Source organism: Vibrio proteolyticus NBRC 13287 (assembly GCF_000467125.1).
Classification (GTDB): domain Bacteria; phylum Pseudomonadota; class Gammaproteobacteria; order Enterobacterales; family Vibrionaceae; genus Vibrio; species Vibrio proteolyticus.
In genome coordinates this window covers 101,928-115,496 of record NZ_BATJ01000019.1, presented here as the reverse complement: position 1 = coordinate 115,496, position 13,569 = coordinate 101,928, and the positions used below count along the sequence as shown (strand labels likewise).

Annotated in this window: 11 protein-coding genes, 2 pseudogenes and 1 riboswitch; of the genes and pseudogenes, 4 read left to right on the top strand and 9 right to left on the bottom strand. The window is 52.2% G+C overall.

Translation table 11 applies throughout. From position 1 onward, the window contains the following. Positions 1–193: 193 nt before the first annotated feature. A pseudogene (locus tag VPR01S_RS17925) lies at positions 194–605 on the top strand (aromatic amino acid transport family protein); the annotation flags it as partial. A 287-nt stretch (positions 606–892) separates the two neighbouring features. Then, positions 893–1,102, top strand: a complete 210-nt coding sequence (locus VPR01S_RS17920; protein WP_021706787.1) for a hypothetical protein — start codon at positions 893–895, stop codon at positions 1,100–1,102. 54 nt (positions 1,103–1,156) lie between these two features. Here VPR01S_RS17920 and VPR01S_RS17915 read toward each other — a convergent pair whose 3' ends face one another. Next, positions 1,157–1,795 carry an NAD(P)-dependent oxidoreductase gene (locus tag VPR01S_RS17915; protein WP_021706786.1) on the bottom strand — a complete coding sequence of 213 codons (639 nt, stop codon included), beginning with the start codon at positions 1,793–1,795 and terminating at the stop codon, positions 1,157–1,159. Between the two features lie 133 nt (positions 1,796–1,928). Between VPR01S_RS17915 and VPR01S_RS17910 the strand changes: the two genes are divergently transcribed. Continuing rightward, positions 1,929–2,825 carry a LysR family transcriptional regulator gene (locus VPR01S_RS17910; protein WP_021706785.1) on the top strand — a complete coding sequence of 299 codons (897 nt, stop codon included), beginning with the start codon at positions 1,929–1,931 and terminating at the stop codon, positions 2,823–2,825. Here VPR01S_RS17910 and VPR01S_RS17905 read toward each other — a convergent pair. The 6 genes from VPR01S_RS17905 to VPR01S_RS17880 form a co-directional block, all read right to left on the bottom strand. Beyond that, positions 2,817–3,788 carry a DUF3187 family protein gene (locus VPR01S_RS17905; RefSeq protein WP_040903076.1) on the bottom strand — a complete coding sequence of 324 codons (972 nt, stop codon included), beginning with the start codon at positions 3,786–3,788 and terminating at the stop codon, positions 2,817–2,819. The genes VPR01S_RS17910 and VPR01S_RS17905 overlap by 9 nt on opposite strands. Before the next feature lie 224 nt (positions 3,789–4,012). Beyond that, on the bottom strand, positions 4,013–5,998 hold the full coding sequence (locus VPR01S_RS17900; RefSeq protein WP_021706783.1) for an LTA synthase family protein: 1,986 nt from the start codon (positions 5,996–5,998) through the stop codon (positions 4,013–4,015). A gap of 9 nt (positions 5,999–6,007) precedes the next feature. Next, complete coding sequence (locus VPR01S_RS17895) at positions 6,008–7,657, bottom strand: phosphoethanolamine transferase (RefSeq protein WP_021706782.1); 1,650 nt, start codon at positions 7,655–7,657, stop codon at positions 6,008–6,010. An 8-nt stretch (positions 7,658–7,665) separates the two neighbouring features. After that, the gene (locus VPR01S_RS17890) at positions 7,666–8,022 is read right to left on the bottom strand and encodes a diacylglycerol kinase (protein WP_021706781.1); all 357 of its coding nucleotides are present in this window, start codon (positions 8,020–8,022) and stop codon (positions 7,666–7,668) included. 415 nt (positions 8,023–8,437) lie between these two features. Then, positions 8,438–9,715, bottom strand: coding sequence for an ATP-binding protein (locus tag VPR01S_RS17885; RefSeq protein WP_021706780.1), 1,278 nt, complete (start codon positions 9,713–9,715; stop codon positions 8,438–8,440). Between the two features lie 14 nt (positions 9,716–9,729). Next, a complete protein-coding gene (locus VPR01S_RS17880) occupies positions 9,730–10,443 on the bottom strand; it encodes a response regulator (protein WP_040903067.1) in 714 nt (237 codons plus the stop codon). Between the two features lie 163 nt (positions 10,444–10,606). Between VPR01S_RS17880 and VPR01S_RS17875 the strand changes: the two are divergent. Beyond that, positions 10,607–10,915: pseudogene (locus VPR01S_RS17875) on the top strand (LysR substrate-binding domain-containing protein); the annotation flags it as partial. A 170-nt stretch (positions 10,916–11,085) separates the two neighbouring features. Here the strand turns inward: VPR01S_RS17875 and ribB are convergent. Both ribB and VPR01S_RS17865 read right to left on the bottom strand, forming a co-directional pair. After that, entirely contained in the window at positions 11,086–11,742 is a 657-nt protein-coding gene (gene ribB, locus VPR01S_RS17870; protein ID WP_021706777.1) for a 3,4-dihydroxy-2-butanone-4-phosphate synthase, read from the bottom strand. A 95-nt stretch (positions 11,743–11,837) separates the two neighbouring features. Then, positions 11,838–11,979, bottom strand: a riboswitch (FMN riboswitch). Positions 11,980–12,078: 99 nt separating this feature from the next. Beyond that, a complete protein-coding gene (locus tag VPR01S_RS17865; protein WP_021706776.1) occupies positions 12,079–13,518 on the bottom strand; it encodes a coniferyl aldehyde dehydrogenase in 1,440 nt (479 codons plus the stop codon). Between the last annotated feature and the right edge of the window lie 51 nt (positions 13,519–13,569).

Sequence of the window (13,569 nt, the reverse complement as noted above, 5' to 3'; positions counted from 1 at the left end):
CCAAAAGCCAGTTTGATGACTGGCTTTTTTGTTTTCACGCGTTTGATAAAAATGAAAGCTGCGGTCAGAATCGGACCCAAACGGCACAATTCACTCCCTACTTCCGGACATATTTTGTTACTCTTACCGCCCCCGATTCACACCCTGTCGAATCGCTCACCTAACTGCCCTCAAGAAGACATTCGATTTGACTATGAAATTGGTCGGCAGCGCTTTAATTCTATCAGGAACTGCCTTAGGCGCCGGTATGCTGGCTATTCCAATGGTGCTGGCTCAATTTGGCTTCGTCGTTAGCCTGATACTAATGCTGACCATATTTGCCGATACCACCTATGCGTCCCTACTGCTGCACCAAAACCCACGACAACAGCGGAATGAGAAGCGTAGCCTATCTGACGCTGGGCCGCAAAGGCCAACACATTATCAATGCCCTGTTCTACCTGTTGTTGGTGTGCATGCTGATCGCCTACACCATTGGCATTGGTGACCTGCTGCACAAGCTGTTGCTGAACCTGGAAATCCAGCTGTCGCCTCAGCTTTGTTACAGTGCTTTCAGCCTAGTGATGGGTGCCATCGTGGTGTCTGGCAAAGCGCACACCGACAAACCAGCCCGGCTTTGAACACCTGGCCCGCTCGGGAACGTACACCGCGGAAGGCGGCAAACCAGCGCTGATTGCCACGGGTTTGTTCGGCGCCCTGATCTTCATTTCCTGGTTTATTCAGTAACACCTAAAGCCAACCCTTCGTGGTTGGCGGTGTTTTTTTTGCTCAGAGACACGTGAGCCGATTCGCGATTTTGTTATCCCGCAAGGCGTTTTCATTAGGAATGCCATTGCATAACCAAAGCGAGGCACATATCCTTTGCGGGTTCAAAATTTTCAGGAATCCGGTCATGCCCTTAATCCCTTGTCCCGTCTGTGAAAAGCAGATTTCGAAACGTGCACATACCTGCCCAGGTTGTGGTGAGCCCGACCCGTTGCACCACCTGGCCAAAAGTAAGTTGCTGTCCTTTATCGTCTGGACCGCACTGGTCGTTGCCGCTGGTTACGTCGCCTGGGTGTATGTATTACCGATGTTGATCGAATACGCCAAGCAACAGTAATCAGCTGTCAACCAATAGCAAAAACCCGCCGATGGCGGGTTTTTCGTGCGTCTCTTAGTATGCAACTCCGATGCGCTGTTGCGGGTACTGCGATCGTTCAAGTTCATCTATCATAGCCACGGCGTAGTCACTGACGGAAATTCGGCTGTTGCCCTCTTCATCGCTCAGCAGTTGATCACCGCCCACGCGGTAAGGTGCTTGTTTCTCGCCGGGGAATATCTCAGCCGCCGGGCTGACAAAGGTCCAGTTCAAGGTACTGTCGCTGGCACGGAACACGGCCAATGCCTGACCCATCACTTCTGCTTCTGGTTTGTATGCTTCAGGAAAGTCTGGCAGGCTGATCAGAGCCACGCCCGGTGCAACTTCCAGAGAGCCGGCACCTCCGACCCAAAGCAGGCGGTTTACCCCGTGTTGAGGCAAAGCTTGCAACAGTGTCTCTGCGGTTTGAACCACGATGTCGTGATTGCCGGCAGCGCGACCACCAATGGCTGAAATGACCGCGTCTACGCCCTCAACCGCTTTTGCCAAATCGGCACCTTCAGCCAGCAAATCGAACTCACGGACTTCCACATCATCTCGGGTCACTTTGCTCGTATCACGAACCAATGCCACCACTTGATGACCACGAGCAACGGCTTCTGCCACAATGTGACCGCCAATCCAACCTGATGCACCCAATACTGCTACTTTCATTGCGTTCTCCTCACTCTTTTCAATTCATATCAGTTTCTGAACAACCATTGCAGTTTAGTAGTGAACTAATTGGCGATAAATACGCAATATTGATGTAGATTGTATCAGTATAGTTTACTAATAGAGTCTTGCTATGGATCGTATTACCGCTATCCGCAGTTTTGTTGAGGTCGCCAACACCGCTAGCTTCACCAAAGCCGCCGACAACCTCTCACTCAGTCGCTTGCAGGTTTCACGTCACGTACAGGAGGTCGAAAGCTGGCTGAAGCAAAGGCTGTTGCATCGCACCACCCGCAAAGTCAGCCTGACCAGCGCCGGCGAAGACGCATTGGTTCGTTGCGAGCGCATTCTCAGCGAAACCACGGCATTGGAGCTGGACTCGATGCTGCATCGGGACTCCTTATCAGGTACGATTCGTGTCGCCTCGCCAATCGGGTTGGCGCAACACATGTTGATTCACGTGGTAACGGCGTTTACTCGCCAGCACCCACAGGTGACCATCGACATCCTCGCCTCAGACCGATTTTCGCAACTGGTTGATGAGCGCGTGGATATCGCTTTGCGTTATACTCACCAGCCAGACGATCACCTGATCGCTCGTCAGCTGATGACCATCGACGCGGTGATCTGCGCCGCTCCGGATTACCTGGCCGAACACGGCGTTCCTGCTCATCCAGACGATCTCAAACAGCACAACTGTCTGGTTCATCTTGACGCACATCTCTGGGAGTTTGTGCGCCACAATCAGCCATTTCAGGTACAGGTTGAGGGCACCATCAAGGCCAACGATGTACTGACGCTGATGCAGGCGGCCAAAGATGGCGTAGGTGTGATTCGTCTGCCGTGTGATTTAGCCAACCCACTGCTGGCTGACGGCCGTCTGATCTCTGTTCTCAACGACTACTACATTCCGGTCAGTAAGTTGTGGGCCGTGTATCTGTCACGCAGCTACCAGTCTCCCTTAGTCAGGCAGTTCATCGATTTTATCGCCGAGGCATGGCAGCAGGATATTTTGCGGCCGTCAGCCTGACGGCGAGAAGTGATAACGCAGGCCTAAACTGAATGCTATGTCTGTGGAGTTGTCCATGTTGAACACATTTTCAGTGGCCGAGAACTCCACCAGCAGACGATCGAAATAATAACGGTAGCCGAGAATCACTTCGTTGGTGACATCGGACAGGTCGCTGTCGTCGTCTAGGATGCCTTCGTAACCGTGATACTCCAGCAGCACTTCATGACGTGTCCAGAATCGGTAGCCGTACCCCACAGCGACAGCCCAGCTGTAGGCTTTACTCGGCAGGCTGTTGAGGATCATCCGATCTGGCTTGCGATGGGTGACCCCGACGGTGGAAAACCAGGCATGGGCGCCGGACTGATAGCTGTAATTGAGCTGCAAACCTTGCTCAAAGCTGTGCGTGGTGAACGGATAGTCATCCACGTCGTTGTAATACAGGCTGGCGCCCAACGCGAGCGCATGGTTTGGCTGCTGCCACAATCGATACTGGAGGTAGCCGTGCAGTGCGCGGACAACCACCTCATCTTCAAAGTCACTCACCTGAATGCCGTAGCGTTCGTTGGCGATAGTAAACTGGTGCTTATCCACTTCATCCCGGCCGTTTTGATCCAAGCCAAAAAAGTCATGAAAATCAATGGTCAGGCTATCCAAATGATTATTTCCGGCCCAGCCGAACTGATACTGCAATTCCGCCGTCCAACGCGGGCTCAACGCCCACTGAATCCCAGCAAACACCTGATTTTGGTAATAGTCGAGCTGGTAGTCTTCATTTCTGGCCCAGATACTGGCCACCGTTCCTATCACGAACAGTTCGCTGCTCTCTGGCGTAAAAGCAGAGCGCAGCTGAGTAGTGAGCACCGTGGACTGATAAGGTGCCTGGGAGTAGATTCGCATCGGAGTAGAGCGCAGACCAGCGCTGACTGAAAAACTGAACAACGATGCGATCCCTGCCATGTATACAAGTGAGGATCGAAACATAACCGCCGCCATTGATTGAGCATCCCAGCAACACATGGTGAAATCGTGGTACGCCAAACTCGAATCGGCGCCGCTGTACAGGTGCTCTTACTTGCTGTTTTAAATAAAAAATACTGAGCTTAGTGTTGAGTGTAGGAGGGAAAACCCTATCCTGCCAAACCAAGTGCTTGCGGTGAAATGATAAACGCCCGCTCAGCTGAGCAGGCGTTTAACATCAGGTTCGTTTACCGGCGCGCCGCCGACTCTATCTTGTCCCACTGATAGAAATCCTGCTTATAGCAGACGCTGCCCCAGAGTGCGAAGGCGTTGGCAGTTCTGAGTTCGCCTTCCGGCAATTCGCACGGCGTCAACGTGTGTCCGACCGGATCATAATGACATCCCATGGCCGCTTTATCCGGCTGAAAAACCACCGCGTGATTGTCCTCATTAAGCCAGGCAAAATTCTGATGGAACTGCATCACCGCACGGCGTTTATGTGGCGCCACCTCTTGCGTCAGATCGTGTCCACACATGGGGTGGTAGGAACTGATCCCAGCCAGAGACAGTAGCGTTGGCGGTAAATCAATCTGGCTGGCTAAACGATCGTCCTCGCGCGCCGAGACACCACCACCAAATATCACCGCCGGTATATGGAAACAATCAATCGGCACGACCTGATCCCCATACGCACGTGAGTCATGATCGGCAACCAAAACAAAAATGGTATCATCCCAGTAATCCGATTGCTTCGCCTGCTCAAGGAACTGACCCAGCGCGTAATCGGAATATTTGACGGTATTTTCCCGCGTGGCGGCCGGCTGATTATACGGTTCAATTTTGCCTTGCGGATACTCGTATGGAGAGTGGTTGGTGGTGGTGAACACCAAACTGAAGAAAGGTGTCTCCTGCTGCGAAAGCATACTGAACTGCTCATGCGCCTTACGGTAAAGATCTTCATCGCACGCCCCCCAGGAGCCAACAAACTCCGGATTGCTGAAAGTAGGCAGATCCTGTACATCGACAAACCCATTCCCCAGCAGAAAGCCTTTCATGTTGTCGAAATGGCTCTCTCCGGCGTAGATGAATTGCGTATGGTAATCTTCGGCTTTGAGGGTTTGAGCCAGAGAGTAAAAATTGTGCTGACTCTTCGGCAGTTTCACCACGGCATTCGCCGGAGTAGGAAAAAAGCCCGTGGTGACCGCTTCAATCCCCCGGATCGAACGGGTCCCGGTTGCGTACAAACGAGTCAGATTCCAGCTCTCTTGCATCAGTCGGTCCAGGTTCGGCGTCAGTGGTAAACCGCCTAGGCCCCCAACAAAGCGTGCTCCCAGGCTCTCCTGAAGCAAAATCACGATGTTTTTACGTCGTCCAGCGTAACTTGCTTCGCGGTACGCCAATGTCGGCAAGTGTGATTCGCTAAAGGCACTGACGGGCAACTGGCTGTTCTGTTGCACCGTTTGGACAATGTCGTCGATCGGCATCGACGGATACATCTTGGATGAGTCCGCCACTTTGCGCATCAATTTCAGCGCGTACAACACCGAGTAGGTCGAGTTGAGCGCAAAATCGTTCATCAAGTTGTCATGGGAGAAGGCAATCATTGATGGGTTGATACCACGATGGCCTAAACTGGAACGGGCACCCAGTACGCAAAGCGCAACCGCGCAGAGTGCGACCACAGGCCGCCAGTACCATTCCGGGGCCGATAATCCCTGCACTAAATAATCGGAAAACTGCCAGCCAAAGTAGAGCGTTGACAGCGAGATCGCCAGGCCAAGTGCCAGTTCAAGCTTGTAGCCCTGCCACATCATGCTCATCACTTCTTTTGGGTAGATGAGGTATTCGACAAAAAAACGATTCGGACGCACGTCGTACTCTTCAATGAAAAACGGCGTCGCTGCTTCCATGTAGACCAGCAACCACAAACCGAACGTGATCCATAGCGACAGCAATACCAACCAGGCTTGACCCAAATAAGGCACGCCCACCAACAGAGGGGTGAGCAGACACGGCAGGATCACCAGATAACATAAGCTGACAACGTCCATGCGCAATCCAGACACAAAGATCGGCTTCCAGCCACGGGCGTTGGACACGCGCTCTCTCTGCCAGACACACAACAAGGTGCGGGAAATGGTCAAAATTATCACGCCGGATACAAACAGCATCAGCATAGGGAACATCACGCCGGTCACTTGCTTGACCGGCTCCAACAGAGAGAAAAACGACATCAATACATCCTAACTACGTCGACAGGTGCGGAATACATCCAGAGCGGACTGATATTCCTGAGTGTGAACATCCATGACTCCCAGGACCGAGTGGAACAGATTGTCCTGAGAATAAGTATTTTTACGGGTTGCCTCTTGTTTGAGGCAGTCATAATTTACGTGCTTGCTCTGCTGAAAGCCTGGTGACATCCAAACCCACATCGGCACACGTTTCTGATAATCCGGTGCCAGACTGTAGGGCATTCCATGCAGGAAGAGGCCATTTTCGCCCAACGATTCACCGTGATCGGAGATATAGACCAGCGCGGTATTATAACGTTCCTGAAGAGACGACAATTTATTAATAGTTTTCTTCAATACGTAATCGGTGTAACGCAACGTGTTGTCGTAGGTGTTGACGATCTCATCCACTGAACAGTTTTCTATGTCGGCCTGCGCGCACTCCGGTTGGTACTCGCTCATGCTCTCAGGGTAACGGCGGAAGTACGTCGGGCCATGGCTACCCATTAGATGCAGCACCAGCACCCGGTTGCCTTTCATCGCAGCCACGTTGTCATCAAACTGCTCCAGTAACGCGGTGTCGTAACACGAGCCGTTCTGGCATTGAGCATCCTGACGTTTGCGATCCACCACGATTTTATTGACGTTTTTGGCCACCTTCTTGTCGCCACCGTCGTTCTCTTTCCACAGCACCGACACTTGAGCCCGTTGCAAAAGGTCCAGCAGATTGTCCTGATTATCCGCTTGCTGTCGATTGAATGTTTGACGATTCAGCGCCGAAAACATACATGGCACCGAGATCGCCGTTGCGGTACCGCATGAAGCCACGTCCTCAAACTTCACAATGTCCAGCTCGCGGGTAAACGGTGTGGTGTCACGCGCATAGCCGTTTTCCGGATAATTCTGAGCGCGCGCTGTTTCCCCCACCACCAGTACCAACAGAGTCGGCTTGACTTCAGCTTGCTGCAGAGCCTGTGGTGTCTGCTTCGCATCCAGACCAATCTGTTGGTACGGTTGTGGCGTGGTGAAATACGTCTCTTTGATATAACTGTTGGTGGCGTGAACCCATTGGGTCGGGATGATCAGACGCACCAGGTATTTGTTGTTCCGGCCAACCGACACGTAATCTTGATAAAACACACCCGCAACTGCCGCCACCACCAGCAGTGACACCAGCATTGAGGCGCCTTTTTTTAGCACCAGTTTGGCCACAGTGCGTTCTTGTTTCAGCTTAACGTTATAAATTATCAACGCCGGTAGCACGCCCATCAGTAGGGTCCACACTACCGAGTAAACGCTGAGGTATGATCCGGCTTCAGTGGTATCCGTTTCGATGATGTTGGTGATCATCTCCTGATCGAACACTGAACCATAATTAAACTCGGCATAACTGACCAAGGCCGATACCAACACCAGAGCAATAAAAAATGGCTTGGCGATCCGCGGCCAGCTGAAAACGTTGAACAACAGGTTGAGCACCGCGGCAAAAAACACCGGGACAGACACAACAAATCCGGGATCCACCGCTTCCAGTTGACTCAATACCTGATACAGTTCTTTGTAAACCGGAAGGTTCACCACCAAGGTAAAAAACAGGGCTAACCATAAAGTAAATGAGACGTACGAAACGCCCGTTTGGGAAAAGCATTGTGGTTTCATAGGCAAACTCAAAGCAGGATCGAACCCCAGACAAACAGCGCCAATCCCAGCGCAACAAATACCGCCGAAGAGCCGATGTCCTTGGCCCGGCCACTCAATTCATGCCAGTCATCACTGATACGATCCACCACGGCTTCAATTGCCGAGTTAATCAGTTCAACAATCACCACCAACAGCAAACTGCCAATCATGGCAATCCGTTCGAGATGAGTGACCGGCAAAGCAAAAGCCGCGACACTCAAGATAACCGTCAACACCGCTTCCTGACGGAATGCGGCTTCATGTTGCCAAGCTGACTTCAGCCCCTGGATGGAATAACCGGTCGCATCGACCACACGACGAACACCTGATTTACCTGGCTTCACTTTCTACCTACTACTTTCTGGATAACACGGGATCCAGCACGAACGGGGGTCCGTCCTGGTATGCATGGCTATGAGTCTCGGGCACTTTACGCCAGCGGACGTGAACAATTTGTGAAAACCGCCAATGAATGGGCCCCAACCGATAGCACACACTGATGACCACCAACGAGATATCGCAAGCGGGTATCCACGCAAAGTGGCGCGAGTGCTGCCTGAACCGTACCAGCGCTCAAACAATATCGAAGACACGGAACTGAATGCTCATGGTAGTTGAAACAAAGGGGAAGGCTAATCATGTACATTTCCTCGTTCAGTGACAGAACGGGAAATGTACACTGTTTGATTACTCGGATTCTGTCTGGTCCGTGTAACAGAATGTCCGGCTATGTAAGAAGGGGGAAATCGATGATCAACGTCATATTAGAATGGTAAAACAGGCCCCGCCCAGCGGGCTGTCACCCACTTCCACGGCACCATCGTGCAACAAGGCAATCTGCCGGACGATGGCCAAACCCAGACCATGACCACTGGTGGCCTTGTTACGCGCTTTGTCGGCACTGTAAAACGCATCGAACAGATACGGCCATTCCTTGGGATCGATGCCCTGCCCGTCATCATGCACCTCAAGTCGCAACGTTTCTTGTTCACGTTCAACTTTGAGCATGATGTGTTGATCGGCATAGCGCATCGCATTACGAGCCAGATTATCCAATGCGCGGCGCAACAAGTGAGGATCAAGACGAGCCGTGCCGACCGACGCCGTCACCTCCAGAGTCAGTTGTTTGTCGGTTTCGCCTTGCCAACGCTGCATCAACGGCGCCAGCCACTGCTGCACATCGACGTCCTGCGCTTGGATCGGCATATCCGTGCGCTCCATTTTGGCATAGTAGAGCAGCTCTTCCACCAGCTCACTCATCTCATCAATATCTTCAACGATGCTATTCACTGTATCGCGCTGCTCGGGTGTCAGCGGCGTATCGGCGAGCAAATCCGCCTGCCACTGCAAACGAAACAGCGGCGTGCGCAGTTCGTGTGCCACCGCATCGGTCAGCAGCTTATTGCTGGTGATCAGGGTAGAGATTTTGTCCGCCATCAGGTTAAAGCTTTTGTTGAGTGAGCCCACCGAGCGGGCGCTGGATGTATCGGCTCGTGCCGTCAGATCCCCTGAGGCGAATGCCAGCGTGGTACGTTCAAGCGCGCGGCTCCGGCGGCTGAGAAACCAAATCAGCAGCACACAGTAGAGCGCAAATCCACCAAGGAAGAACACCCACAGTAAGTTGTCATCAAATGCGATCGCTTTGCGCAGCGGCGACTCTTCGTCTGGAAACAGACTGTAGAAATAGGAGTGTTCATCAAAGCGGAACCAGATATTGCGGTCATCATCAAACTTGACCATCCGCTGCGGATCGGCAGCAAAGGCCTGACCGATCTCGGTCGGCAGTTCCGCGCGATGATAACGACTGAGGATCATACTGGTTTTGTCTGCGTAGTGTTGCACCTTGTTGACCGCAGCCTCCTCTCCCCGATTGAGGTAGGTCGGCATCATCAGCGTGTGCATCGCTTCGGCTTGATACTCTTCCAACACGTAGTCGTAATCCGTATTGAACTCGTACACGATCAGCTCATAACCCAGCAAAGTAGCAAAAAACAGCGCGATTAGGCCCACAAAGGCCTCAATGTACATGCGTTTCATAGTGGCTCCGTGACTCAGTTCCACGCATCCGGCAGGAACATATACCCTTTGCCGCGCACAGTCAGGATCCGCTTGGGAGGCACACTGACGTCCGCCAGTTTGCGACGCAAAATCGCCACGCGGTTATCAATGGTGCGATCCGTCCCGTCGTACTCAATGCCCCGCAGAGTACGGGTCAGGCTCTCGCGTGAAAGGATCTCTTCAGGGTGAGACGCAAGCAGCCACAACAGATCAAATTCACCATCGGTCAGCGCCACCGTCTCACCGTCGAGTAAACACTCGCGACGCAAACAGTTGAGAGACAACTTACCGAACTGGCGACTTTTCTCATCGCATTTATGCTCCTTGATTTCCGGACGACGCAACAGCATCCGGACACGCGCCAGCAACACCCGTGGCTTGATTGGCTTGGTGACAAAATCATCCGCGCCAATTTCCAACGCGGCCACATGGTCGAAGTCGTCATTGCTGGCAGTCAGCATCATGATTTTGCCCTGATAATGCTCGCGAATTTCACGGCAGACACTTAATCCGTCTTTGCCCGGCAACATTAAGTCCAACATCACCAACGCGGGCTGCTCGGCGAGGATCACCTCCGCCGCCTGACTCCCTTCTGCCACAAGTGTGACGTTAAACCCTTGAGACAAAAAATAGTCTCCCAGCATTTTCTGCAGTTTTACATCATCTTCAACGATAACTAATTTGTTGCTATCCACAGTTATTCTCATTATTTGCTGTTCTAGGTCTGAGCTTAGTCTTAATTGTCAGACCGCTATAAGGAATCTATATAATTCCAGATTAAAAACATTGTTCAATAAATTATTTCCTATTTTTGACAATTAATCCCTCATTGTCTGTGAGGTCGGTCCACATGAATAGGATTTCACTGCTCGCAAACTGATGTCAGTTGAGATGGGAACGCTAGCGAGCCCAGACTGCCTGCAACGTTACGGACGGCCGCAGCATCCGAAACAGCTGGGTCAACATCATTGCCTGCTTGGTTCGGTCACACGCTGGAATTTCGTGCATCACTGCAGCGGTGAACCGTTTGATATTCAGTTACAGGGACATTTACACTGTAAAAACGGACGGGTGTTAGTGAAAGGTGCCGTAAATGGCAACGGTATTGTTCGTGTGCCGAGAATCTACTGTCAGTCTCATATTGATGCCGGAGAGCAGGAGGAAGTATTTGAGCAATAATACGTGCCCGGTGTCGACTTCTCCGTCATCTCTCATCGCGACAAATATCAATCTAAAGGGCTGCGGACTTTCATCGACTTTGTGGTCGCCGAGTTTGCCGACTCCCGCGAGTAAAAAGGCGCGGAATACCCACGCCCTTTGGTTAGTGCGAACAAAGATTTCGTTTGTCTTTATGCCAGCTTCAACTCATGTTGCAGGCGGTATTGCACCATATCTTCAATAGTGAGTACTGGCATGTTGTGCCGTTTGCCAAACGCAACAATCTCTGGCGCTTTGGCCATGGTGCCATCTGGATTGGTCACTTCACACAACACCCCGGCGGGTTGCAACCCAGCCATTTGCATCAGATCAACCGTCCCTTCGGTATGACCACGACGTGTCATCACTCCGCCAGCGCGTGCACGCAGCGGGAAAACATGCCCTGGACGAGCTAAGTCATCCGGCTTGGCTTCCGGGTTGGCTGCCGTTTTAATCGTGGTGACACGATCTTGCGCCGACACGCCCGTGGTTACGCCTACTTTGGCTTCAATAGACACCGTAAAAGCGGTCTGATTGGCACTGTTGTTGTTCACCACCATAGGCGGCAACTCCAGCTTATTGGCCTGCTCGTCGGTCAGACACAAACACACAATCCCGCTGCACTCACGGATCATCAGCGCCATTTGAGCGCTCGTCAGATGTTCTACAGAATAAATGATGTCGCCTTCGTTCTCGCGGTCCTCGTCGTCCAGCAGCAATACGCCACGGCCTTCACGCAGGGCCGTCAGTGCGTTTTCTACGCGGACAATCGGATCGCCGAACTCGGCAAGCAAAGATGACTGATTCATGGTTTAACTCCTAAAAATCACCAGAATCAGGGCTATTTATGAGGGATAAAATCCAAAACGAAGTGCACCAGTGCGCGGGGGGCGTACTGGTGGATTGTCATTCTCTCTCATCCGGACTGTAACCGTCGGCTCTGGCTTCTCACCAGATCTGCTGACCTCGACGAATCGAGCGCTCGCGGGCTGATCCAAACTGGATATACCGCCGGTGGGGAATTCCGCCCCGCCCTGAGAATTAAAAAATTAAATGTCCTCGTTCACTCTGCGAGCGAACGAGGACATATGGTATTGCTTTCACTGTGAATTGAAAAGCAATCTCACCGAGATATTTGAGAAAAGTCAGCGAACAAACAGTCTATTGAGGAGTTTTTCTGCCGATTTGGCGTAACGCAGCAACCAACGGCCACGGGGCAACCAAGACGGTGTACTGAGCACTGTTTTAGCTTTCGACATGGTACGAAACCCTTCCACGCCATGATAGTGCCCCATCCCCGATTCACCAATCCCCCCGAACGGCGCATCGTCCGCCGCAACATGCATCAGTGTGTCGTTAATGCAGACCCCTCCACTGTGAGTTTGTTGCACGATTTGTCGCCGCAGCACCGTATCGTTGCTGATCAGATACAACGCTAAAGGACGCGGTTTACTGTTGACGTAACTGATCGCTTCACTCAAATGGGCATAACCGATCACGGGTAAGATCGGGCCGAAAATCTCTTCCTGCATCAACAACATTTTCTCTTTCACCCGAGTCACCAGGTGCGGCAGCATCTGTCGCCCCTGTAACGAACTGCCCGGATCAATGGTGTGCAGTTTCCCACCGTGTTCAATCGCATCGTCCAGGTACCGTTGCAGGCGGTCGTATTGCGCCTGATTGATGATCTGCGTCATTTCCCGACCCAAATCGCCAGCCGGAAAATAGTGTTCGAAACGTTGCAGGTAAAGGTCAATAAACTGCTGCTCTTTGCCCTGCGGCAGCAGAACATAGTCCGGTGCCACGCAGATCTGACCGGCATTACTGGATTTGCCAAACATAACAATGTCAACGGCTTTGCTGATATCGGCATCATCTGCCACGATCACCGGTGACTTTCCGCCCAACTCCAGAGTCACTGGCGTGAGATTTTGCGCCGCCGCCTGAGCCACCAGACGCCCAACCTTGGTCGAGCCGGTAAACAGCAGATGATCAAACGGCAGGCGGCTAAAGAAGCCTGCGATCTCTGCCCCACCTTCGATGGTGTAAATTTCCCCCTCCAGCACTGAAAAAATTCGGCTTAATACCTCATTAGTGTGGGGCGTAAATTCACTCAGTTTCACCATGACATGATTGCCCGCGGCGATTGCCGTCACCACAGGACCAAGGCTGAGAAAAATCGGAAAATTCCACGGCACAATCACGCCGATCACACCAAGAGGCTGGTAGTGCACCTGCAAAGAAGACGGAGACAACAGCAGGCCCGCTGAACGTTTCTCCGGTTTCATCCAGTGACGCAGGTGACGTCTGGTATGACGCAGATGCTGCATGGATGGCAATAAATCGCAGATGGTCGAATCAAACTGGGTACGAAAACCGTAGTCATGGCGCAGTGCCTCGCTCAACGCGTCCTGATGCTCTAACAACGCACCGTACAGCGCGTCTAGCCGCGCCATTCTCTGAGCGTAATCTGACCAGGGCTGAGCCTGAAAAGCCGCTTGAACAGTACGAAAGATCGCCTGAAGATCGTCTTCAGTTTTGATGTGCTCCCGGTTCCAGCGGTTGATATCGACGACACGTTCCATATTCTGCTTCCAATGCTCTGCTATGGCTTAACTTTATCATTTATAAGCGGA

Coding starts and splice junctions, on each gene's coding strand:
- VPR01S_RS17915 (WP_021706786.1), bottom strand. CDS start 1,795: ATGAAAGTAGCAGTATTGGGTGCATCAGGTTGGATTGGCGGTCACATT.
- ribB (WP_021706777.1), bottom strand. CDS start 11,742: ATGAATCAGTCATCTTTGCTTGCCGAGTTCGGCGATCCGATTGTCCGC.
- VPR01S_RS17865 (WP_021706776.1), bottom strand. CDS start 13,518: ATGGAACGTGTCGTCGATATCAACCGCTGGAACCGGGAGCACATCAAA.
- VPR01S_RS17885 (WP_021706780.1), bottom strand. CDS start 9,715: ATGAAACGCATGTACATTGAGGCCTTTGTGGGCCTAATCGCGCTGTTT.
- VPR01S_RS17880 (WP_040903067.1), bottom strand. CDS start 10,443: ATGAGAATAACTGTGGATAGCAACAAATTAGTTATCGTTGAAGATGAT.
- VPR01S_RS17920 (WP_021706787.1), top strand. CDS start 893: ATGCCCTTAATCCCTTGTCCCGTCTGTGAAAAGCAGATTTCGAAACGT.
- VPR01S_RS17895 (WP_021706782.1), bottom strand. CDS start 7,657: ATGAAACCACAATGCTTTTCCCAAACGGGCGTTTCGTACGTCTCATTT.
- VPR01S_RS17905 (WP_040903076.1), bottom strand. CDS start 3,788: ATGTTTCGATCCTCACTTGTATACATGGCAGGGATCGCATCGTTGTTC.
- VPR01S_RS17900 (WP_021706783.1), bottom strand. CDS start 5,998: ATGTCGTTTTTCTCTCTGTTGGAGCCGGTCAAGCAAGTGACCGGCGTG.
- VPR01S_RS17910 (WP_021706785.1), top strand. CDS start 1,929: ATGGATCGTATTACCGCTATCCGCAGTTTTGTTGAGGTCGCCAACACC.